20 protein-coding genes are annotated in these 22,517 nt (G+C 61.5%); 7 read left to right on the forward strand and 13 right to left on the reverse strand.

Features of this window, described 5'->3' with window-relative positions:
* Positions 1-200 precede the first annotated feature (200 nt).
* From JJD66_RS06865 to JJD66_RS06885, 5 genes are read left to right on the forward strand one after another with little or no spacing between them, the layout of a single operon-like run.
* Positions 201-1,850, forward strand: a complete 1,650-nt coding sequence (locus tag JJD66_RS06865) for an AMP-binding protein (RefSeq protein WP_200647841.1) — start codon at positions 201-203, stop codon at positions 1,848-1,850.
* A 21-nt stretch (positions 1,851-1,871) separates the two neighbouring features.
* Positions 1,872-2,639 (forward strand): SDR family NAD(P)-dependent oxidoreductase, encoded by a 768-nt coding sequence (locus tag JJD66_RS06870; RefSeq protein WP_200647842.1) that lies wholly within the window; start codon positions 1,872-1,874, stop codon positions 2,637-2,639.
* Positions 2,640-2,651: 12 nt separating this feature from the next.
* Entirely contained in the window at positions 2,652-3,836 is a 1,185-nt protein-coding gene (locus tag JJD66_RS06875; protein WP_054896512.1) for an acetyl-CoA C-acyltransferase, read from the forward strand.
* A gap of 9 nt (positions 3,837-3,845) precedes the next feature.
* The gene (locus tag JJD66_RS06880) at positions 3,846-4,973 is read left to right on the forward strand and encodes an acyl-CoA dehydrogenase (RefSeq protein WP_034127453.1); all 1,128 of its coding nucleotides are present in this window, start codon (positions 3,846-3,848) and stop codon (positions 4,971-4,973) included.
* An 11-nt stretch (positions 4,974-4,984) separates the two neighbouring features.
* Complete coding sequence (locus JJD66_RS06885; protein WP_054896511.1) at positions 4,985-5,758, forward strand: enoyl-CoA hydratase; 774 nt, start codon at positions 4,985-4,987, stop codon at positions 5,756-5,758.
* Positions 5,759-5,883: 125 nt separating this feature from the next.
* Here the strand turns inward: JJD66_RS06885 and JJD66_RS06890 are convergent, their stop codons facing one another.
* The 12 genes from JJD66_RS06890 to arnC form a co-directional block, all read right to left on the reverse strand.
* Complete coding sequence (locus JJD66_RS06890) at positions 5,884-7,035, reverse strand: acyl-CoA dehydrogenase family protein (protein ID WP_200647843.1); 1,152 nt, start codon at positions 7,033-7,035, stop codon at positions 5,884-5,886.
* A 3-nt stretch (positions 7,036-7,038) separates the two neighbouring features.
* Positions 7,039-8,142: an enoyl-CoA hydratase/isomerase family protein gene (locus JJD66_RS06895; RefSeq protein ID WP_200647844.1), complete on the reverse strand. Its 1,104-nt coding sequence runs from the start codon at positions 8,140-8,142 to the stop codon at positions 7,039-7,041.
* A gap of 130 nt (positions 8,143-8,272) precedes the next feature.
* Positions 8,273-8,983 carry an HPP family protein gene (locus JJD66_RS06900; protein ID WP_105226858.1) on the reverse strand — a complete coding sequence of 237 codons (711 nt, stop codon included), beginning with the start codon at positions 8,981-8,983 and terminating at the stop codon, positions 8,273-8,275.
* A gap of 166 nt (positions 8,984-9,149) precedes the next feature.
* Complete coding sequence (locus JJD66_RS06905; RefSeq protein ID WP_256595417.1) at positions 9,150-9,338, reverse strand: type VI secretion system contractile sheath small subunit; 189 nt, start codon at positions 9,336-9,338, stop codon at positions 9,150-9,152.
* Positions 9,339-9,658: 320 nt separating this feature from the next.
* A complete protein-coding gene (locus tag JJD66_RS06910; RefSeq protein WP_200647845.1) occupies positions 9,659-11,281 on the reverse strand; it encodes an ArnT family glycosyltransferase in 1,623 nt (540 codons plus the stop codon).
* A complete protein-coding gene (locus JJD66_RS06915; RefSeq protein ID WP_105226856.1) occupies positions 11,282-12,664 on the reverse strand; it encodes a UDP-glucose dehydrogenase family protein in 1,383 nt (460 codons plus the stop codon).
* On the reverse strand, positions 12,661-13,074 hold the full coding sequence (arnF, locus tag JJD66_RS06920) for a 4-amino-4-deoxy-L-arabinose-phosphoundecaprenol flippase subunit ArnF (RefSeq protein ID WP_200647846.1): 414 nt from the start codon (positions 13,072-13,074) through the stop codon (positions 12,661-12,663). The genes JJD66_RS06915 and arnF overlap by 4 nt, the downstream gene beginning before the upstream one ends.
* Positions 13,071-13,418 (reverse strand): 4-amino-4-deoxy-L-arabinose-phosphoundecaprenol flippase subunit ArnE, encoded by a 348-nt coding sequence (gene arnE / locus JJD66_RS06925; RefSeq protein ID WP_105226854.1) that lies wholly within the window; start codon positions 13,416-13,418, stop codon positions 13,071-13,073. Before arnE ends, arnF begins: the two co-directional genes overlap by 4 nt.
* Positions 13,415-15,070: a lipid IV(A) 4-amino-4-deoxy-L-arabinosyltransferase gene (gene arnT, locus JJD66_RS06930; protein WP_200647847.1), complete on the reverse strand. Its 1,656-nt coding sequence runs from the start codon at positions 15,068-15,070 to the stop codon at positions 13,415-13,417. The genes arnE and arnT overlap by 4 nt, the downstream gene beginning before the upstream one ends.
* A complete protein-coding gene (gene arnD, locus JJD66_RS06935; RefSeq protein WP_200647848.1) occupies positions 15,067-15,951 on the reverse strand; it encodes a 4-deoxy-4-formamido-L-arabinose-phosphoundecaprenol deformylase in 885 nt (294 codons plus the stop codon). Before arnD ends, arnT begins: the two co-directional genes overlap by 4 nt.
* The gene (gene arnA, locus JJD66_RS06940) at positions 15,951-17,942 is read right to left on the reverse strand and encodes a bifunctional UDP-4-amino-4-deoxy-L-arabinose formyltransferase/UDP-glucuronic acid oxidase ArnA (protein WP_105226851.1); all 1,992 of its coding nucleotides are present in this window, start codon (positions 17,940-17,942) and stop codon (positions 15,951-15,953) included. Before arnA ends, arnD begins: the two co-directional genes overlap by 1 nt.
* Positions 17,939-18,973, reverse strand: a complete 1,035-nt coding sequence (arnC, locus tag JJD66_RS06945) for an undecaprenyl-phosphate 4-deoxy-4-formamido-L-arabinose transferase (protein ID WP_003191219.1) — start codon at positions 18,971-18,973, stop codon at positions 17,939-17,941. Before arnC ends, arnA begins: the two co-directional genes overlap by 4 nt.
* A gap of 411 nt (positions 18,974-19,384) precedes the next feature.
* Between arnC and JJD66_RS06950 the strand changes: the two genes are divergently transcribed.
* A complete protein-coding gene (locus tag JJD66_RS06950) occupies positions 19,385-20,197 on the forward strand; it encodes a M949_RS01915 family surface polysaccharide biosynthesis protein (protein ID WP_200647849.1) in 813 nt (270 codons plus the stop codon).
* Positions 20,198-20,305: 108 nt separating this feature from the next.
* Positions 20,306-21,220 (forward strand): site-specific integrase, encoded by a 915-nt coding sequence (locus tag JJD66_RS06955; protein ID WP_200647850.1) that lies wholly within the window; start codon positions 20,306-20,308, stop codon positions 21,218-21,220.
* 83 nt (positions 21,221-21,303) lie between these two features.
* Here the strand turns inward: JJD66_RS06955 and JJD66_RS06960 are convergent, their stop codons facing one another.
* The gene (locus JJD66_RS06960) at positions 21,304-22,515 is read right to left on the reverse strand and encodes a multidrug effflux MFS transporter (protein WP_105226847.1); all 1,212 of its coding nucleotides are present in this window, start codon (positions 22,513-22,515) and stop codon (positions 21,304-21,306) included.
* Positions 22,516-22,517: the final 2 nt, after the last annotated feature.

A 22,517-nucleotide genomic window follows, 5' to 3' on the forward strand; every position in this document is an offset into this window, starting at 1 on the left:
GGTAACTGACACGCCGTCTTCGCAGGCAAAGCTCCCACAGAAAAGCGAAAAAGCCCCCCGTGTTCACTACGGACTGGCCAAACCAGTCAGCCAAGTTGAAGGCTTTGACCATTGCCGCTGCGCCGCTCTGGAGCGACTATTTCAGCGGTTTATCGAGTTGTAAACGTCCTGAAAATAAAAACACAGAAGGATAGGAAGCGATGCGTGAGTATTTGGCTGCCACCACCGAGTTTGATTACCAGCATACCGTCGACGCCGCACTGGCCGGCAATCTGCAGGCGCTCAATGCCTGTGTGGAATGCTGTGACCGTCACGCGCTGCCGGGGCGCATCGCGTTGTTCTGGGAAGGCAAGGACGGGCGCAGCGCCACCTCTACCTTCTCCGAACTGCAGGAGCAGGCCGCACGTTTCGCCAACTTCCTGCTGGCCCAGGGCGTCAAGCGCGGTGACAAAGTGGCGGGCCTGTTGCCCCGTACTGCCGAATTGTTAGTGGTCGTGCTGGCGACGTGGCGCATCGGCGCGGTCTATCAGCCGCTGTTTACCGCGTTCGGCCCCAAGGCGATTGAACATCGCTTGAACAGCTCTGGCGCAGCGCTGGTAGTCACCGATGCAGTGAACCGTCCCAAGCTGGCGGAGGTCGCCGACTGCCCGACCATCGTCACAGTCGCCGGGGCCAAAGGCGAAGGTATCGTGCGGGGCGACTACAGCTTCTGGGCCGAACTGCCCAATTACTCTTCTCACTGCGAGCCGGTGCTGCTGGGCGCAGAGGAGCCGTTCCTGCTGATGTTCACCTCCGGCACCACCGGCCCGTCCAAGGCGCTGTCGGTACCGCTCAAGGCCATCGTCGCGTTCCAGGGCTACATGCGCGACGCCGTGGACTTGCGCCCCGAGGACGCGTTCTGGAACGTTGCCGACCCTGGCTGGGCCTATGGCATTTATTTCGGCGTGACCGGGCCGTTGTCCATGGGGCACCCGATTACCTTCTACGATGGCCCGTTCACTCTGGAAAGCACCTGCCGGGTCATCAATAAATACGCGATCACCAACCTGACCGGCTCGCCCACGGCGTATCGGCTGTTGATTGCCGGTGGCGAACAGTTCGCCCGTTCGATCAAGGGCAAGCTGCGCATCGTCAGCAGCGCCGGCGAGCCATTGAACCCGGAGGTGATCCGCTGGTTCGCCGACAACCTGGGCGTGACCATCCACGACCATTACGGCCAGACCGAGCTAGGCATGGTGCTGTGCAATCACCATGGTTTGGCGCATCCGGTGCATGTCGGCTCGGCGGGTTTTGCCTCGCCAGGGCATCGCATCGTGGTGCTGGATGACAACCATCAGGAACTGCCGGCCGGCCACCCCGGCATCCTGGCCATCGACCGCGAGCAATCGCCTATGTGCTGGTTTGCCGGGTACGACGGCGTGAAAACCAAGGCGTTCGTCGGCAAGTACTACCTCAGCGGCGACACCGTGGAGCTGAACCCGGACGGCAGCATCAGCTTTGTCGGGCGCAGCGACGACGTGATCACTACATCCGGTTACCGCGTGGGCCCTTTCGATGTGGAAAGCGCGTTGGTGGAACACCCTGCGGTGGTCGAGGCTGCCGTGGTCGGCAAGCCTTGCCCGGAGCGCACCGAGCTGGTCAAAGCCTTTGTGGTGATCAGTGAGCAATACCGTGCCACCCCGGAGCTGGCTGAAGAGTTGCGCCTGCATGTGCGTCAGCGCCTGGCCGCCCATGCGTACCCGCGGGAAATCGAATTTGTCAGCGACTTGCCCAAGACCCCGAGCGGCAAGCTGCAACGCTTTATTTTGCGCAATCAGGAAATAGCCAAGGCCCAGGCGGCCGTGGCGTGATCCCTTTAAAAGGAAACAACGATGCAGATTGAAAACAAGGTATTCCTGGTCAGCGGCGGCGCGTCGGGACTCGGCGCGGCCACGGCTGAAATGCTGGTCGCCGCAGGTGCCAAGGTGATGCTGGTGGACTTGAACGCTGACGCTGTGGCCGCCAAGGCCGAGCAACTGGGCGACAACGCCCGCAGTGCCGTAGCAGACATCAGCCAGGAAACCGCTGCAGAAGCGGCGGTGAAGGCAGCGGTCGAGGCCTTTGGTGGCTTGCATGGCCTGGTCAACTGCGCGGGTGTGGTGCGTGGCGAGAAGATCCTCGGCAAGAATGGCCCGCACGGCCTGGCAAGCTTCGCCCAGGTGATCAACGTCAACCTGGTCGGCAGCTTCAACCTGTTGCGCCTGGCCGCTGCGGCTATCGCTGAAACCGAGGCGAATGCCGACGGCGAGCGCGGCGTTATTATCAATACCGCCTCGGTGGCGGCATTCGATGGGCAGATCGGCCAGGCTGCGTACGCCGCTTCCAAGGGCGCGATCGCCAGCCTCACCTTGCCTGCCGCACGGGAACTGGCGCGCTTTGGTATCCGGGTGATGACCATTGCACCGGGCATTTTCGAAACCCCGATGATGGCCGGCATGACCGACGAAGTCCGCAACTCCCTGGCTGCCGGCGTGCCGTTCCCGCCACGCCTGGGCAAGCCCGCCGAATATGCCGCGCTGGTACGCCACATCATTGAAAACAGCATGCTCAATGGCGAGGTGATCCGTCTCGACGGTGCCTTGCGCATGGCCGCCAAATAAGGAGCAATTGCCATGAACGACCCTATTGTTATTGTAAGCGCCGTGCGCACGCCCATGGGCGGTTTCCAGGGCGACCTCAAAAGCCTGACCGCACCGCAGCTGGGCGCAGCCGCCATTCGTGCGGCGGTCGAGCGTGCCGGTATCGCCACCGATGCTGTTGACGAAGTGCTGTTTGGCTGTGTGCTGCCCGCCGGGCTTGGACAGGCGCCTGCCCGCCAGGCTGCCCTGGGCGCCGGGTTGGACAAGGGCACGCGCTGCACCACCCTCAACAAAATGTGCGGTTCCGGTATGGAAGCGACGATTCTGGCCCACGACTCGCTGCGCGCTGGCAGCGTGGATGTGGTGATCGCAGGCGGCATGGAAAGCATGTCCAACGCCCCGTACCTGCTGGATCGTGCGCGCAGCGGCTACCGCATGGGCCACGGCAAGGTGCTGGACCATATGTTCCTCGACGGCCTCGAAGATGCTTACGACAAGGGGCGCCTGATGGGCACCTTTGCCGAGGACTGCGCCGAGCACAATGGTTTTACCCGGGAAGCCCAGGACGCGTTTGCCATCGCTTCCCTGACCCGCGCACAAGAGGCCATCACCCACGGTAGCTTTGCCAGTGAAATCGTCCCGGTGCAGGTCACCGTGGGTAAAGAACAAAAAACCATTCTGCACGATGAGCAACCGCCGAAAGCCAGGCTGGACAAGATTGCCAGCCTGAAACCGGCGTTCCGTGACGGCGGTACAGTGACAGCAGCCAACTCCAGCTCGATCTCCGATGGCGCCGCGGCGTTGTTGCTGATGCGTGAGTCCGAGGCGCTCAAGCGTGGCCTCAAGCCGTTGGCAGTGATCCACGGGCACGCCGCGTTTGCTGATGAGCCTGGGCTGTTTCCGGTGGCGCCGGTGGGGGCGATTCGCAAACTGATGAGCAAGACCGGCTGGGGCCTCGACGAGGTGGACCTGTTCGAAATCAACGAGGCCTTCGCCGTGGTCAGCCTGGTGACCATGAGCAAGCTGGAGATTCCCCACGACAAGGTCAACGTGCATGGTGGTGCCTGTGCATTGGGCCACCCCATTGGTGCCTCCGGCGCACGCATCCTGGTGACGTTGCTCGCCGCCCTGCGCCAGAAGGGCCTCAAGCGTGGCGTCGCCGCTATCTGCATTGGCGGCGGTGAAGCCACGGCCATGGCCGTTGAATGCCTGTATTGAGGATGACCTATGTTGCCCAATGACGAACAACTGCAAATCAGCGACGCCGCCCGGCAATTTGCCCAGGAGCGTTTGAAACCCTTCGCCGCCGAGTGGGACCGCGAGCATCGTTTTCCCAAGGAGGCCATTGGGGAAATGGCCGAACTGGGATTTTTCGGCATGCTGGTCCCGGAACAGTGGGGCGGTTGCGACACCGGCTACCTGGCCTACGCCATGGCCCTGGAAGAAATCGCCGCTGGCGACGGTGCCTGCTCCACGATCATGAGCGTGCACAACTCGGTGGGTTGCGTACCGATCCTCAAGTTTGGCAATGACCAGCAGAAAGAGCAGTTCCTCACGCCCCTGGCCAGCGGCGCCATGCTCGGTGCCTTCGCGCTGACCGAACCCCAGGCCGGCTCCGACGCCAGCAGCCTGAAAACCCGTGCGCGCCTCGAAGGCGACCACTATGTACTCAACGGCTGCAAACAGTTCATCACCTCCGGGCAAAACGCCGGGATCGTGATTGTGTTTGCGGTCACTGACCCCGCCGCAGGCAAGCGTGGAATCAGCGCGTTTATCGTGCCCACCGATTCGCCCGGTTATACCGTGGCACGGGTGGAAGACAAGCTGGGGCAGCATGCCTCGGACACTTGCCAGATCTTGTTTGAAGACGTGAAAGTACCGGTGGCCAACCGTCTGGGCGAGGAGGGCGAGGGCTACAAAATCGCCTTGGCCAACCTGGAAGGTGGCCGCGTGGGCATCGCCTCCCAGTCGGTGGGCATGGCCCGCGCCGCCTTCGAAGCGGCCCGCGACTATGCCCGTGAGCGTGAAAGCTTTGGCAAGCCGCTGATCGAACACCAGGCCGTGGCCTTTCGCCTGGCCGACATGGCCACCCAGATCGCCGTCGCCCGGCAGATGGTGCATTACGCCGCCGCCCTGCGTGACAGTGGCAAGCCGGCACTGGTGGAAGCGTCCATGGCCAAGCTGTTTGCGTCCGAAATGGCCGAGAAAGTCTGCTCGGCCGCCTTGCAAACCTTGGGCGGTTACGGTTACCTGAACGACTTCCCCCTGGAGCGGATCTACCGCGATGTGCGGGTCTGCCAGATTTACGAAGGCACCAGCGATATTCAACGCATGGTCATCTCACGCAATCTTTAAGGAGCCGATACATGAGTTACGAAACCATCCTGCTTGACGTCCAGGGCCGTGTCGGGCTGATCACGCTCAACCGTCCCAGCGCACTGAACGCCTTGAATGCACAACTGGTCAGTGAGCTGAACCAGGCGCTGGACAGTTTGGAAGCCAACCCTGAAATTGGCTGCATCGTGCTGACCGGCTCGAAAAAAGCCTTCGCGGCCGGTGCCGACATCAAGGAAATGGCCGAGCTGACCTACCCGCAGATCTATATGGACGACTTGTTCAGCGACAGCGATCGCGTGGCCAATCGCCGCAAGCCGATCATCGCCGCCGTGAATGGCTTCGCCCTGGGCGGTGGCTGCGAACTGGCCCTGATGTGTGACTTTATCCTTGCCGGCGACACCGCCAAATTCGGTCAGCCGGAAATCAATCTCGGCGTGCTGCCGGGCATGGGCGGCACCCAGCGCCTGACCCGTGCAGTGGGCAAGGCCAAGGCCATGGAAATGTGCCTGACCGGGCGTTTTATTGACGCGGTAGAGGCCGAGCGCTGCGGGATTGTCGCGCGCATCGTGCCCGCCGATGAATTGCTGGAAGAAGCGCTGAAAGTGGCCGCCCTGATCGCGGGTAAATCCGTACCGATCAGCATGATGGTCAAGGAAAGCGTGAACCGTGCGTTTGAAGTCAGCCTGTCCGAAGGCGTGCGCTTTGAGCGCCGGGTGTTTCATGCGGCGTTCGCGACCCAGGATCAGAAGGAAGGCATGGCCGCATTCGTGGCCAAGCGGGCGCCGGAATTCAAGGATAAGTAACCCCTGCCAAACCCCGCATAGCAAAGATGGGAGCTGGCTTGCCTGCGATGGCATCGCCTCGGTTAGCTGATGGACCGAGGTGTCTGCATCGCAGGCAAGCTCCCACAGGGTTTTGTGTCTGTCCGTTAGAGCTGGTAGTTTTTCAACTCCCTGGCAATCACCATCCGCTGAATCTCGCTGGTGCCTTCATAAATCTGCGTGATCCGTGCATCCCGGTAGTAGCGTTCCACCGGGTAATCCTCCAGATACCCATACCCACCATGGATCTGCATCGCCTTGGAGCAGACCCGCTCGGCCATTTCCGAGGCGAACAGCTTGGCCTGGGAGGCTTCGGACAAGCACGGTTTGCCGGCAGTACGCAGGCGTGCGGCGTGGAGGATCAGCAGGCGCGCAGCGTTGAGCTGGGTTTGCATGTCGGCCAGCAGGTTGGCCACGCTCTGGTGTTCGATGATTGCCTTGTCGAACTGCACCCGATCACGGGCGTAGGCCAGCGCGGCTTCAAACGCGGCGCGGGCGATGCCCAGGGCCTGGGCGGCGATACCAATGCGGCCGCCTTCCAGGTTGGAGAGGGCGATGGCCAGCCCCTTGCCGCGCTCACCCAACAGATTGGCTTCGGGAACCTTGCATTGGTTGAGGGTGACGGCGCAGGTGTCTGACGCACGAATGCCCATCTTGTGCTCGGTGCGGTCGACCACGAAACCTGGGGTATCGGTGGGCACCAGGAACGCCGAAATACCTTTCTTGCCCAAGTCTGGATCGGTCACGGCGAACACGATGGCCAACTTGGCGCGCTTGCCGTTGCTGACAAACTGCTTGGCGCCATTGATGACCCATTGGCCATCACGCAGCTCGGCACGGGTGCGCAGGTTATGGGCTTCGGAACCGGCCTGGGGTTCGGTCAGGCAGAAGCAACCGATGGCCTGGCCACTGGCGAGTTCGGCCAGCCAGGTGTGTTTCTGTTCGGTTGTGCCGTAGTTGAGGATCGGCCCGCAACCCACTGAATTATGGATGCTCATCAACGCGCCCGTCGCAGCGTCACCGGCGGATATTTCCTCCACGGCCAGGGCATAGGCGACGTAATCGACATAGGTGCCACCCCATTCTTCCGGGACGACCATGCCTAGCAGGCCCAACTCGCCCATCTTCGCCACCAGGGCGTCGTCGATCCAGCCGGCTTTTTCCCAGGATTGGGCATGGGGGGCGATTTCGCCTCGGGCAAAATCCCGCGCCATGTCGCGGATCATCACTTGTTCTTCAGTGTATTCAAGATCTTGCATGGCTTATTTCCCAATCTGCACGAAGTCGCGGAAGAAGCTGTCCACATGGCTGGCATCCAGCGCATGGAGGGTGGGCGGGTTCCACTTCGGAGTCTTGTCCTTGTCGATGATCAGGGCGCGAACCCCTTCGATCAGGTCGCCGCGCTCGAACCATTGGCGATCCAGATGCAGTTCGAGGGCAAAGCACTGTTCCAGTGGCAAGTGGCGGCCACGGCGCAGCATCTCCAGGGTCACGGCCATGGCCAGGGGCGAGCGGGTCTGCATGAGGTTGGCGGTGGTCAGCGCCCAGTCATGGCTATCGGCCACGGTGACTTGTTGCAACTGCTCGACGATGCTGGGCACGTCTGGCAACCCGAAAAAGTGGTCAATGGCCGGGCGCAAGGCCGCCAAGGGGGCGTCGGGCAATTGCTGCACGGCGAGCTTGGCGAGTGCGCCTTGCAAGTCCTTGAGCGGCGAGTCGTGCCAGTGCAGGCCGTCGAGTTTCTGATCCAGCTCAACCAACTTGGCGCTGTCGATGTACCAGTCTGCCAACCCGCAGTACAAGGCATCGGCCGCACGGATCTGCACGCCAGTCACCCCAAGGTAAGTACCCAGCTCACCCGGGATGCGTGAGAGGAAATAGCTGCCGCCGACATCCGGGAAGTAGCCGATGGCCACTTCCGGCATCGCCAGGCGGCTGCGTTCGGTGACTACACGCAGGTCCGCGCCTTGCACCAGGCCCATGCCACCGCCGAGGACGAAACCGTCCATCAACGCCAGTACGGGTTTGCGGTAGTGGTGAATGGCTAGGTCGAGGGCATATTCCTCGACGAAGAAGTCCTGGTGCAGGGTGTCGCCTTGCTTGAAGCTGTCGTACAGCGAGCGGATGTCGCCGCCGGCGCAAAAGGCTTTCTCACCGGCGCCGCGCAGTACCACGGCGTAGACCTCGGCGTCGTCGGCCCAGGCCTGCAAATGCGCGGTTAACTGGCGGACCATGTCCAGGGTGATGGCGTTCAAGCCAGCGGGACGATTGAGGGTGAGGTGGCCGATATGGTTGCGCACGCTTGCCAGGACAGCGTCCTGCTGGACCTCGGCGCGGCTTGCTTGGGATGAAACCTGAGCAGTCATCTCTAACTCCCTGCTTTTATTGTCTTTATCAAGATGTTCGCGGGTGAACTCTCTCGTGATCGTACCAGTGCAAATTTGCCCAGTACAACCCGGAATCCTGCAGGTGGTTGTTGCATTTATGCAGTGCCGGTCAAACCCGCCGGCTGGCCAGTACCTCACCGATACTGCGACGTCGGGCATGGCCCTCGGCGGCGTGGATCAGTTGCTCCAACTCTGTCGGTTCGACATCGTAGAACTGCTCCATCTCGGCCAACGCGAGCTTGAGGTCGGCTGCCGTGATGCTCGGCTCGCTCACGGCATTGGCAGTGCCCAGGATAACCGGGGCAGGCTCGGCAAGGCCCTTGGGATAACGCGTGCGCGTGGCATTGTTATAGGCCAGCGCGCAGGCGAGCAGGGCGCCGGCGCCGAGCATCACCGGCGCAAGCTCGTACCAGCCGAGGCCGACCGATGCCGGATCGGCCAGCACCAGGGTCATGGCCAGGCCGCCGGCCGGTGGGTGCAGGCAGCGCAGCCAGCAAATGAGGATCACGGTCATGCCCGCCGCCAGGCACGCGCTGCCCAAGGTGCGCCCCAGGACGCGGGCGACCAGCAACGCGACGACGCCTGCACACAGGTAACTGCCCATGATTGACCAGGGTTGGGCCAGCGCCCCCGACGACACGGCAAACAACAGTACGGCCGATGCGCCAAGAGGGCCGAGCAGGTGCAGGGCCACCTCCATGCCGAACACCTGGGCGCAGGCCCAGACACTGAGCATCGTGCCCAGGGCCATGCCGATGGCTGCACGGCTCCATTCGGCGGGACGGGTGTTGATTGCAGCGGGTAACCAGCGAGCGAGCATTGAAAGACGGTCCATAAACAGCGGGCGAAAAAAAAGGCCTGCCTGGTTTCCCGGAACAGCCCTTTGAAGGTTCCAACATTTGGGGGAAGGAACCTGTGCAGTGTGCAGTGCTTGATAACGCGGCGCCAATGCATATTAATGAGGGTTAAATGCAAAATAAATGCAGCTAAAAGGCCTCGCCGTAGGTAATCGGCCCGGAGTCTGCGGGTGTAGCCGGATTGATCTTGCCCAGCACGCGACTATGGTTTTCTTCATTGAACAGACGCGCTTGAAGGTCTTCGCGCAGCCTTGGATCGTCGGCCAGCGGCCCCTTCAACGCCACCAGTGCGTCACGCAACGCCATCAAGCGATCCAGCCTGGGTAAAGGAATGGTCAATAGGTTTTCTCGCACGGCATTGTCCTCTCGATGAAGTAAGCCATCGCGCGCGGGCAGCCTACAACGTCCTTGTTGTCATGAAGTGCCCTGGCCCAAGCGTTTCAGGGCAGTCCTGGCGGTCGGGTGGTAGATAGTAAGTGCACGTGGCAGCGAGTCTACAGTTGGGCTCCGAGCACCGGAAGGGAAAGTGCACCAGCCATTACGCAAACAAATGTAGGTGTTTTCTTGGTACCTATGATGAAAGTCGCCCACTCGTGGAGGAGTGGGCGTGCTTTCTTACAGTGCAGCGGGCAAAGCACTCAAGGCGTCGTGGCTTTTGCCAAGTGCAGCAATACATACGGATTTTTGTCGAACGCTGCGGTGAGCGTCGGCGTGATTGAGCGCAGGCGCGGATCGTCCAGTGCCTGGAAGTCAGCCTGGCTCATGACCAACCATGCCGGTGCCTGGACCGGTTTCAATTCGGCAGGCAATTGGGTAAACAGCGGCACCTTGTCGCAATCGAAGTTGACCATGAACTTGATAGCTTTCGCGTCTTTGCCCAGTGCATGCAACACCAGCGGCGCCGGTTGCTGCTGAACGTGCGCCTTGACGGCAAGGCTGAAGGTGCGGGTGTCGTACACCTGACGTTCCAGGGGTTCAACCACCATGATGTAGGTGGTCCAGAGGGCGAGCACGGCGGCCAAGGCGGGGCCGTAGGTGCGCAGCCGCGAGCGGAGCAATGCCAGCAGGGCCAGCACCTGTAGCGTGCCAAGCACGACGAAGATCAGCTCAAGGTCGGCCAGTGGTTCCGGGTAGCGCCGCCGCGCCACCACCAAGCCAATGGCCAACAGCGTTGGCAACAGCGTCCAGATGCCCAGCATCAAGGCGCGTAGCCACGCAAACTGTCGCCCTTGCGTGACCGCGAAGGGATACGCGGCAATGATCGCGGCCATCGGCAGCATCGGCAGGATATAGCGCGCTTTCTTGGCTTGGGGGACCGACAGGCCCAGCATCACCAGCACAGCCGCTGCCGCGCAATAGAGCACCAGCTTCAAGGCCGGGGCCGGCGCGCGTCGACCGTTCATCAGCACCGCCAGCAGCACTAACAATGCCAGTGGATAGGCCAGGGCGTAGTTGCCCAGGGAACTGGTGAAGTAATACAGGACGCCGCCCGAGCCTTCGCTGCCATCCATTCGCCCCAGGAACTGCATGCGAATCACGTCATGCATGAAGTTTTCACCGCCGCTGAGCTTGGCCAGCAGCAGCAACAGACCGACGCACGCCACCAGCAGCGCCAGTGCCAGCAGGCCGAAGCTGAACAGCTGGCGCCACTGGCGGTTGATCAGGTAGTAGCTGCACAACACGCCCGTAGGGATCACCAGGCCGATCGGGCCACGAATGGCAAACCCCAGCAGCAACAGCAAAAACACCCAATGCAGGCGCTTGGCGGCGGCGAAATGATCATGGGCATAGCCCAGGTAGAACACCGCCAACGCCACGGCGGCGAGCATCTGGTCAAGGGAGACCGCCCGAGTTTCGCTGATGAACGTACTGCTGAGCAGCAGCATCGCAATACTCAGCAGGCCCCAACGTGGCGAGTAGGGCGCGGTGAGGCGATAGACCAGCACCACGATCAGCGCTGATGCGACCGCCGTGGGCAGCCACGCCGTCAGGCTGGTGACCTGGCCCAGGGGCAACGACAGCAGCCACGTCAGCAGGGTCGATGTCGCCAGGTAATCGGCATACGGCTGACCATAGGTGGTGGGAAAGAAACTCGGGCCATGGCGCAGCATTTCCTGGGCAAACAGCACAAAGCGCGAATCAAAGCCGATGATCGCCTGGTGCCAATTGCCGACGATAAACAGCAGCAGCGCCAAGAGCCCAAGCCCCAGGGACTGGCGGCGGATCGTTGCACGCTGCCCGGACGGTAAGGCGATGTTCACTTAGCAAGCGTCCTTGACCTGTTCCACCCAGTTTTGCTGGGGGATCGGTAACTCGCAGGAGTCGCCGCGGCCGATGGGGAAGTACTTGAAGCCTTTGCGCGTCAGGCGCTCGCCGTCGTACAGGTTACGGCCGTCGAAGATCACCGGGGTTTTCAGGCGCAGGTGAATCAGGTCAAAGTCCGGCGCCTTGAATTGCTGCCATTCGGTGCACACGATCAACGCATCGGCGCCGCCCAAGGTGGATTCCGGGGTGCCCATCAGCATCAGGCGCGGGTCATCGCCGTAGATCCGCTGGGTTTCCTGCATGGCTTCAGGGTCGAAGGCGCGCACATTGGCCCCGGCAGCCCACAGGGCTTCCATCAGCACGCGGCTGGGGGCGTCACGCATGTCATCGGTGTTGGGCTTGAAGGCCAGGCCCCACAAAGCAAACGTCTTGCCCTTGAGATTGCCCTGGAAGAACGCGTTGATGCGCTCGAACAGCTTGCTCTTCTGGCGCTGGTTGATGGCTTCCACGGCTTCGAGCAGGTCGCTGGAGCAGTTGGCCTGCTTGGCGCTGTGGATCAGGGCGCGCATGTCTTTGGGGAAGCACGAGCCGCCATAGCCGCAGCCGGGGTAGATAAAGTGGTAGCCGATGCGTGAGTCGGCACCGATGCCCAGGCGCACCGACTCAATGTCGGCACCCAGGTGTTCAGCCAACTCGGCGATCTGGTTGATGAAGCTGATCTTGGTGGCCAGCATGCAGTTGGCGGCGTACTTGGTCAGTTCGGCGCTGCGCAGGTCCATGAAGATGATGCGGTCGTGGTTGCGGTTGAAGGGCGCGTACAGGTCGCGCATCACGTCACGCACCTCTTCACGCTCGCAGCCGATGATGATCCGGTCCGGGCGGCGGCAGTCGGCAACGGCGGAGCCTTCCTTGAGGAATTCCGGGTTGGAGACGATATCGAACTGCAATTCACGGCCGGCGGCGCGCAGGTTATTGAGGATGTGGTCGCGCAATGTGTCGCCAGTGCCGACCGGTACAGTGGATTTTTCCACCAGGATCACCGGCGCCACGCGATGGCGGGCGACCGCATCACCCACCGACAGCACGTATTTCAAGTCGGCCGAACCGTCTTCATCCGACGGCGTGCCCACGGCAATGAACAGCACTTCACCGTGCTCGACGGCGAGCTTTTCGTCGTGGGTAAAGTGCAGGCGCCCACTTTCCAGGTTGTCCTTGACCATGGCTGCCAGGCCCGGCTCGAAGATGGTCACATGGCCCTTCTGCAGCGACTCGACCTTGCGCTTGTCAACGTCCATGCAAATGACATCGTGACCGACTTCGGCTAATACAGTGGCCTGAACCAGACCAACGTAACCACTACCAAATACACTGATTTTCATGGGGTATTCCTGGGACTTGAGGTGCTAGCACGACGAGAGTTGATAACCAGTACGCCGAGGATGACCAAGGCCACCCCCAGGGTTTTTGAAAGCGAAAAATCTTCGTTGAACACCGGCAGGCTGGCGGCCAGCAAATACACCAACGCGTAGCTGATACTGAGCAGCGAATAGGCGCGGCCCAGGGGTAAGTGCTTCAGTGCGCCGAGCCAGCACAGCATCGACAGCGCATAGGCGATGATCGCCAGGATCACCACGCCCAGGGCGCCCAGGTCGATGCTGTTATCCGTGAAGGCAGCCAGCCATTGGGTGGGAAGCGGCAGACGCGTCATGCTCCAGCGCATGCCCAGTTGGGCACCACTTACCAGGCCGACACTGCCCAAGGCCAGGGCGAAACCCCGTACGCGGCTCATACCTGACGCCCCAGCAAGACCACGCCGGCAATCACCAGCCCCACACCCAGCCAGTGACGGCCATCAATGGGTTCGTGAAACACAAAGCGCGCCATCAGCGTGACCAGCACAAAATTCAAGCTGAGCATGGGGTAGGCAATGCCGACTTCCAGGCGCTGCAACACCAGCAGCCACACCAGCAAGCCTAGGCCCAGGCACACCAGCGCCGACCACAACCACGGCGAGCGCAGTTTCGGTGCCCAGCCGTCCGGCACGCCGCGCCAGCTTTCCACGGCGAATTTTTGCGAGACTTGGCCCATGCAGGTCAGCAGGCAGGCCGTGAGCAGTAGCAGCAGGGTGATCATGGCGCGACCTGCGGGAAAATCAGGATCACGATCTTGCCTTGCGCATAACGCTTGCCGTCAGTGGGCAGCAGTGCGAGTTCTTCTTTTTCGCCGGTGCTATTGACGCGCATCACCACGCCCACCGCGCCGGTACGACGGGTTTCGGCCATCCACGCCTGGATGCGGTTACGGTCGACCAGACGCGGGGCCGTATCCTCGTAAGCCAGGCCGTACTTGACCTCACCGGAGGTGTTGTACAGCGTGATATCGGGACGTTTGAGGCGCCAGGACAGCGCCGAGGCGGCGCCCAGGTCGTTGCTCAGCAGGGCAACGCTGGGTTGCAATTCATCGATGTGATCAATGATGAACTGGTCCGGAGTCTTGTTGTAAACCACCGAATGGGGCAACGCCGCAGGCACCAGCAGCACCAGCAATCCACTGCCGATCAGCGGCGCGGCCCACAATGCCAAAGGGCGCGCCGCTTGCAGCAGATTGACGACGATCCAACCGAACAAAAAGATGAACACCAGCACCAGGCTGAGGGTTTCCTCACCCGGTTCGTATACCGGCTTCTTCAACTGGAACCAGCTGAGGGCCAGCAAGACCAGCACGCCGATCACCAGGTTCAACCAACCATTGATGCGCAGCACGCGGCCGTGGCCTTGAGCCAGTTTGTCGCTCAGGGCCGAGCCCATCAGCAAGGCCAGGGGGAGCATGCACGGCATGATGTAGGAGGGCAGCTTGCCTTTGGCCAGGCTGAAAAAGGCCAGGGGCATCAACAGCCACAGCAGCAGGAACGCGGTTTTCGGCACACGCCGTTGCAGCCAGGCCTGCTTGAACGCGGACGGCAATAGCGCAACCCACGGCAGCGCGAACGCGACCAGCAGCGGCAAGTAATACCAGAAAGGTTCGGCGTGCTGGGCGTCTTCACCGGCAAAGCGTTGGATGTGCTCGTGCCAGAAGAAGAAATGCCAGTAGTCCGGCTCTTGCAAGTGCACGGCCAAGGCCCACGGCACGCTGACAGCAATCGCCACCACCACGGCGACAGGGCCAAATTTGCACAACTCGCCAAAACGGTTTTGCCAGACGGCGTAGGGCAGGGCGACCAGCACCGGCAGCAACCAGGCCAGGAAGCCCTTGGTCATGAAGCCCATGCCGCACGCCAGGCCCAGCAAGGCCCAGGACCACAAGCGCGCACGCCGCGTGGTGCTGTCGAAACAGAACCACAAGGCCACGCCTGTCAGGTTGACCCAGAAGGTGAACTGCGGGTCCAGGTTGGCATAGCCGCCCAGCGCGGCCACGCTGACGAAGCTCATGTAGAGCAGCGTGCTGACAAGGCTTTTTTGCGGGTCGTTCCACAACCGGCGAGAGACCAGATACACCAGCAGAATGCTCAAACCGGTGCTCAATGCCGAGGCAAACCGCACGCCGAACAGGTTCTGCCCGAAGATCGCCTGGCCCAGCGCGATCATCCAATAGCCTGCGGCGGGCTTTTCGAAGTAGCGAATACCCATGAAGTGCGGCGCGGCCCACTTGCCGGTCAGCAGCATTTCCTGGCTGATTTGCGCATAGCGGGTTTCATCTGGAATCCACAGGCCATGGGTGGCCAACGGCAGCAGGTAGAACACGGCAAACGCCAGCAGGAGCAGGGGCAAAGCCCAGCGGCGGATCATGCCTGCTGCACTCCCAGCCAACCCTCGCGGCCGCTCAATGCGCCGCGCACCAACTGTTGCTGGGGCAGGGTGGTCACATCCGTGGGCAACAGCTCGCCCAAGGGTTTGAAATCAATGCCGCGCTGCCCGGCCCGGGCGAGCAACTGGCGAAAATCATTGGCCATCAGAATCCCTTCTACTTCCGCGTGGATCGTATAGACATTCAGCTTCGACGCGCTGAAGCGCTCGAGAATGAAGCGGTTGAAATCATTGGCAGCCACCACCGGCCCGACGACTTCGTCGAAGGTCGGCAGGTCTACCGGAATTTGTGGGGTGCCCGCGCTGCCATCGGCCAGGGTTGGTCGAAACAGGCTGGTGCCCCGGCAATCGCTGTTGTAGCGAAAGTTGAAGCCTTGCTTGGCTTGCACCACACGCTCATCGGCACGCCAGCCAGCGGCCGCTGAACAGTCGATTCGTTCGCCGAGGATGTCGCTCAAGGTGTCTACGCCGCGTCGAATTTGCTCGACCAGTTGTGCCTCGCTCCAACGCCCGGTGTTGGCCTGCCAACCATGGTGGTCCCAGGCGTGCAGGCCGACTTCATGCCCGGCCGCCTTGGCCTGGCGCATCAAATGCCCCAGGTCTCGGCCAATCGGCTTGCCTGGCCAGGCAGTGCCGGCCAACAAGATGTCCCAGCCATACAGGCCGGCAGCGTTGGAGCGCAGCATCTTCCACAGGAACTGCGGGCGGATCAGGCGCCACAAGTGACGCCCCATGTTGTCCGGCCCGACACTGAAGAAGAACGTCGCCTTGACCCCGGCTTCGGCCAGGGAGTCGAGCAACCGTGGCACACCTTCACGGGTGCCGCGGTAGGTGTCGACGTCGATGCGAAGACCTGCCTGCATTACTTTTTATCCGCAATTTCAAGCATGGCTTCACGCAAGAAGAAATCGAGCGTGTTGCCGATGGTTTCGCTCATCTGCACGCTCGGCTCCCAGTTCAGCAGGCGCTTGGCGTTTTCGATGCTCGGCTTGCGGTGCGCCACGTCCTGGTAGCCTGTGCCGTAGAACGCCTTGCTCTCGACGTCGCGGAAACCGGCGAACGGCGGGAAGTTGTGGCGCAGTGGGTGAGCCTCGAACTGACGCAGCAGTTCTTCGCCCAGCTGGCGAATGCTGGCTTCGTTTTCGGGGTTGCCGATGTTGATGATCTGCCCGTCGCAGACGCCATTGTCGTTATCAATGATGCGTGCCAGGGCTTCGATGCCGTCGGCAATGTCGGTGAAGCAACGCTTCTGTTCACCACCGTCGAACAGACGGATCGGCGTGCCTTCCACCAGGTTGAGGATCAGCTGGGTAATGGCGCGGGAGCTGCCGATACGCGCCGAGTCCAGACGGTCCAGGCGCGGGCCCATCCAGTTGAATGGCCGGAACAGGGTGAACTTCAGGCCCTTGTCGCCGTAGGCCCAGATCACGCGGTCCAGCAGTTGCTTGGAGACGGAGTAGATCCAGCGTTGCTTGTTGACCGGGCCCACTACCAGGTTGGAGGTGTCTTCGTCGAAATACTGGTCTTGGCACATGCCATAGACTTCGGAGGTCGACGGGAAAATCACGCGCTTGTTGTACTTGACGCAGTAGCGCACCAGCTTGAGGTTTTCTTCGAAGTCCAGTTCGAATACGCGCAGCGGGTTACGGGTGTATTCGATCGGCGTGGCGATGGCCACCAGCGGCAGCACCACGTCGCATTTCTTGATGTGGTACTCGATCCACTCGGTGTGGATGCTGATGTCGCCTTCCACGTAATGGAAGTTCGGGTGGCTGCGCAGGCGCTCGATGGCGTCGGAGCCGATGTCCAGTCCATAGACTTCGTAGCGGTCGTCACGCAGCAGGCGCTCGGACAGGTGGTTACCGATAAAACCGTTCACGCCCAGGATCAGCACACGGGTACGGCGCGGCTTGCGACCCGACTCGGCGCCGCGTAGCACGGAGCCATCCACCAGGCCCAGTTCATCGGCCAGGGACGGGCCGGCCAGGTACAGGCCGTTTTCGTTGCGCTGGCCGAACTTGACCACCAGGGAATCTTCACCGCAGGCAATGCGCAGCGGGTTGACGCTGATTACACGGCCAGGCGCCAGACCTTCGTTGCCCTTGACCACGTCGGCTTGCCACACGATCAGCTTGTGCTCGCCCACGGCGCAGAAGGCGCCAGGGTACGGCTGGGTCACTGCACGCACCAGGTTGAACAGTTGCTCGGCAGGTTTTTTCCAGTCCAGCTTGCCATCGGCGGCGGTGCGACGGCCGAAGTAGGTGGCTTTGCTCTCATCCTGGGCGGTTTCGCTCAGCTTGCCCTGGGCCAGCTGTGGCAGGGCATCACGCAGCAGCGCCGTGGCCGCATCACGCAGCTTGGCGTGCAGGCTCAGGCCGGTATCGGTGCGCTCGATGGTGACTTTCTGCTGGGCCAGGATGGCGCCGGCATCGGCACGCTTGACCATGCGATGCAGGGTCACACCGGTTTCGGTTTCGCCGTTGACCAGCACCCAGTTGGCCGGGGCGCGGCCACGGTACTTGGGCAGCAACGAGCCGTGCAGGTTGAACGCGCCTTTGCGGGCGGTGGCCAACAGCGGCTCGCTCAGCAGGTTGCGGTAGTAGAACGAGAAGATGTACTCCGGGTTCAGCTTGGCGATGCGTTCGATCCACAGCGGGTGGTTGGCGTCTTCCGGTGCATGTACCGGGATGCCATTGCGGGCGCATAGCTGGGCGACGGAGCCGTAGAAGTTGTTTTCCTTGGGGTCATCGGCATGGGTGAACACGGCGGCGATGTCGTAACCGGCGCTGAGCAGCGCTTCAATGCCTGCGCAGCCAATATCGTGGTAGGCGAATACAACAGCTTTTGAACTCATGACTGGACCTGATCCGAAGAAGAAGTAGAAGTATGGGAAGACACCAGGCCGTCGACCACGACGACTGGAGCCGGTGCTGCCGGTTGGTTGCGCAGCACTTTTTCAATAAAGAAGCGTGGGCGGGCGCGGACATCGCTGTACATGCGGCCCAGGTATTCGCCCAAAAGGCCCATGCCGATGAACTGGCCACCGGTGAACACAAACAACACCGCAAACAGCACGAACAGGCCATCACCGGCCCAGTCGGCGCCGAAGGCCAGGCGCATGACGATCAGGGCAAAGGCAAACAGCACGCCCAGCGCCGCCAGGCTGAAACCGACGATGGACAGCAGGCGCAAGGGCGTGGTGGTCATGCAGGTCAGCAGGTCGAACATCAGGCTGATCAGGCGCATGGCGCTGTATTTGGATTCGCCGTGCTCACGTTCGGCGTGGTGCACCAGGATTTCCGTGGTGTGGCGGGCGAAGCCGTTGGCCAGGATAGGAATGAACGTGCTGCGTTCACGGCAGGCGAGCATGGCGTCGACAATGGTGCGGCGGTAGGCGCGCAACATGCAGCCGTAGTCGGTCATGGCCACGCCGGTAGAGCGCTGCACGGCGAGGTTGATCAAGCGCGACGGCCAGCGGCGGAAGGCCGAGTCCTGGCGGTTATTGCGCACGGTGGCGACCACGTCGTAGCCCAGGGCAGCTTGCTCGACCAGGCGCGGGATCTCTTCCGGCGGGTTCTGCAGATCGGCGTCAAGGGTGATCACCACTTCGCCACGGCACTGTTCAAAGCCGGCCATGATCGCCGCGTGCTGGCCGTAGTTGCGGTTAAGGATCACCGCTACCACATTGCTGCCGTCTTCCGCGGCGGCGTCTTCGAGCAATTGGGCCGAATTGTCGCGGCTACCGTCATCCACCAGGATGATTTCGTATTCGTAGGCCAGCTGCTTGCAGGCTGCCGTGGTGCGACGCAGCAACTCAGGCAGGCTTTCTTGTTCGTTGTAGACCGGGATAACGATCGACACGCAATGAATAGGGTAGGGTTTCAAAGATTCATGACCTCGGGCTGGAGCAACTTGGAGCGCGAAAACGGCAGTGATTATTGGGCAAAACTACAGCCCGCAGACGACAACGCGGAGCTAAAGATAAAGTGTAATCAACAGGTTAGTCGATAAACCCCGGATTACTCTGAAGTGTTGGATACAAGGTTAAGCGCAAAAATGTTCAACGAATATGAAAGGCGGATGAAAAACCCGTTTATTTGACAGGTAGACAGCTAGGGTTCAGCTAGGTAATCAAGGCGTTACATCTAGACGTCAGATGGCAGTATCGGAGCGTTATACAGGGCGCTTGGTTCAATCTCAGCCTTGTGATCAGGCCAATGCTTGCCCTTCAACAATCTTCTCTGCATTAGCGCTCAAGTGCCGGTAAAGTAAGCCCTCTCTTGCCAGGGTACTCGGATGAATAGCGTGCAGCTTTTACGCGGCCAGTTGCGGCCAGCGCTGATGGGATTGTTGATGACGGTGGCCTGTGTCACCAGCGTGCGGGCCGATCAAGGCGTTCCGCTGACCCCACTGGACCAGGTGCCGGACGGGGTGGAAGTGCGCGGCAAGCAGATCGCGGCTTACACCTGGGATGACCGCCAAGGCAAAAACCTGCTGGTACTCGCTGAGCAAGTCGGTGAGCGCGATGACGATGGTACCCAATCGGCCTTTGTCTACGCGGCGCAATACGTGCTGAGTGGCGAGCGCCCCAAGCGCGTGTGGATGCTGTACGACGATGTGCAGCACTGCGAATTCGACGCAGGGCTGCGCTTTGACCGGGCTGCCACCAAGGTCACCGACCTGCTGGGCGACGGCAATACCCAGGCCACGGTCGGTTATTCGCGGGCCTGCACCAGTGATGTCAGCCCCAACGAATTCAAGCTGATCATGCATGCCGGCAAGTCCGAGAAGTATCGTCTGCGTGGCCTTGACCGCGTGGGCGCCAGTTGGTGGGACGAGGACGCTGGTGCCTTGCGCGGCATGCCCCTGCCCACCGACTGCAGCGTCGCGGCGCAGCAAGCGCTGGTCAGCCAATACAAGGAGCAGGGCACCGAACTGCCACTGCCAGGTTGCTATGGTGACGAGAAGGACTTTGCCAAGGCGCCGGACAATTACCTCGCCTTTATGCGCCAGCATTGGTTCGCGCTGATGCAGCAACAGGACGCTGACTGGAGCCAATCCCAGGCCCAACCCCAGGCAGCCAGCGAAGACGACGAATCGGCCCCGTGATTTTGTGCCAGGGCCGGTCCTGGGGTAGACTCGGCCTTCGCCAATCCACTAAATACATCGATTAATCAAATAGTTGGTCGGTGTATTTAATCCAAAGGCTGATCTACCTTGACCGAGTCCATTTGCAACCCGCTGACCCTATATCTCACCCGCCTGGCGCCTTCCAGCCAACTGACCATGCGCTACGTGCTGCAGGATGCCGCCGACCGCTTGGGTTTCGAAGACCTCAACCTCGAAGAGATTGACTGGCACCTGCTGCAGCCCGAACACGTCATCGCATTGGTGGCTGCCTTGCGCGAGGACGGCTTAGCGCCGAACACTTCGTCGCTGTATGTGAATGCGGTGCGCGGGGTGATGAATGAAGCGTGGCGCATGAGCTTGATCAGCCAGGACCACCTGTTGAAGATGCGCTCGGTCAAGGCCACACCCGGCACGCGCCTGGGCCAGGGCCGCAACCTGCGCCGCACCCTGATCCGCGAGATGCTCGACGTCTGCGCCGCCGACCCTCGACCTCAGGGCCTGCGAGATGCCGCAGTGATCGGTCTGTTATATGGCTCGGGCATGCGCAAGTCGGAGTCGGTGAACCTGGACCTGGCACAGATCAACTTTGACGAGCGCAGCTTGCGCGTGATCGGCAAGGGCAACAAAGAGCTGGTCAAGTACGCGCCGGACTGGGCGTTTGCCAAACTGCAGGCCTGGCTGGCGTTTCGTCGCGAGCACCTCAAGGAAGGCGAGCAGGACGACAGCTTCCTGTTCAACCGCATCCGGCGAGGCAGCCATATCACCCGAGAGCGGATCACCAAGCATGCGATTTACTACATCGCACGCCAGCGCGGTGATCAGGTGGGGGTCAAGATCATGCCCCATGATTTCCGTCGTTCGTTTATCACCCGGGTGATCGAGGAGCATGATTTGTCGATTGCGCAGAAACTGGCGCATCACACCAACATCCAGACCACTGCCAGCTATGACGTGCGTGACGACAATGAGCGGCGGCGGGCGGTGGACCGATTTGATTTGTAGGTGGTAGCCTGAGACACGCCACGATCCAATGTGGGAGCTGGCTTGCCTGCGAAGAGGGCCTCACAGGCGACCAGGATGTTGGATCAGGAGGGTGGCGGCACGCTTGAGGCCAGGTGAGCTGGCAAGCGGCGCAAGGTCCACAGCGTGGTAACCATCGCGGCAAGCGCACACAGCGCAATCCCGATCAACATCGGCGCTGGAGTATGGTCGGCGAACACGCCCACCAAGGTCATAGCCACAGCAGCCGTGACCATCTGGATCGCACCCAGCAGTGCAGACGCAGAACCCGCCACCGCACCATGATCCTCCAGCGACAGCACCCCGGCCGCCGGCAATAGCAGGCCAAGAAAGCCGAAACCGATAAACAACAGCCCCATCATCAAGCCCAGGCTGTCACCCCACAGTGTGGTGCCCGCCAGCAAGCTCATGACCGCTGCCACGCCCACCACCGACCAGCGAATCAACGGCGCCAGGCCAAAGCGGGCGCTGAGGCGGGCGGTCAGTTGGCTCATGGCGAAAAACGAGGCCGCGTTGAGCGCAAAGCACAGGCTGAACTGGGTTGGCGTCAGGCCAAAAAACTCGATGTACACGAAGGGCGCGCTGCCGATGAACACGAAGAAGGTGGCCAAGCCAAACCCGCACACCACCGACAAACCCGTAAAGACCGGGTCGCGGAGGAGGGCGCCATAACTGCCGAACGCCTGGCCCAGTGTCTTGCCCAGGCGGCGCTCGGCCGGGTGGGTTTCTGGCAGTTGTACTGCGGTCATCACCAGACACAGCACGGCCACCACCGCCAACACGGCAAACACTTCGCGCCAGCTCCAGATCGAAATCACCAGGCTGCCGGCCAGTGGTGCGAGGATCGGCGAAACACTCATCACCAGCATCAACAAAGCCATCAGACGCGCCGCTTCATGGCCGGTGTACAGGTCACGGACAATCGCCCGTGGGATCACCATGCCCGCACAGGCACCGAACGCTTGTATGGCTCGAAAGCCGATCAGCACTTCGATAGTCGGGGCCAGTGCGCAGCCGACGCTGCCAATGGCAAAGATCACCAAACCCGCATAAATCGGTGGTTTACGCCCGAACACGTCGCTGAGGGGGCCGTAGAACAACTGGCACACGCCGATAATCATGAAGAACACCGTCAAACTCATCTGCACGGCCGCCGGCGAGGCCTGGAGGCTGGCGCCCAGGGTCGGCAGCGCCGGCAGGTAGATGTCGATGGCAAACGGACCGACGGCGGTGATCAAGCCCAGCAACAGGGCGAGACGGGCGATACGTTGAGGCATTT

This window comes from Pseudomonas sp. MF6751 (assembly GCF_016613265.1).
GTDB classification, from domain to species: Bacteria; Pseudomonadota; Gammaproteobacteria; order Pseudomonadales; family Pseudomonadaceae; genus Aquipseudomonas; species Aquipseudomonas fluorescens_BV.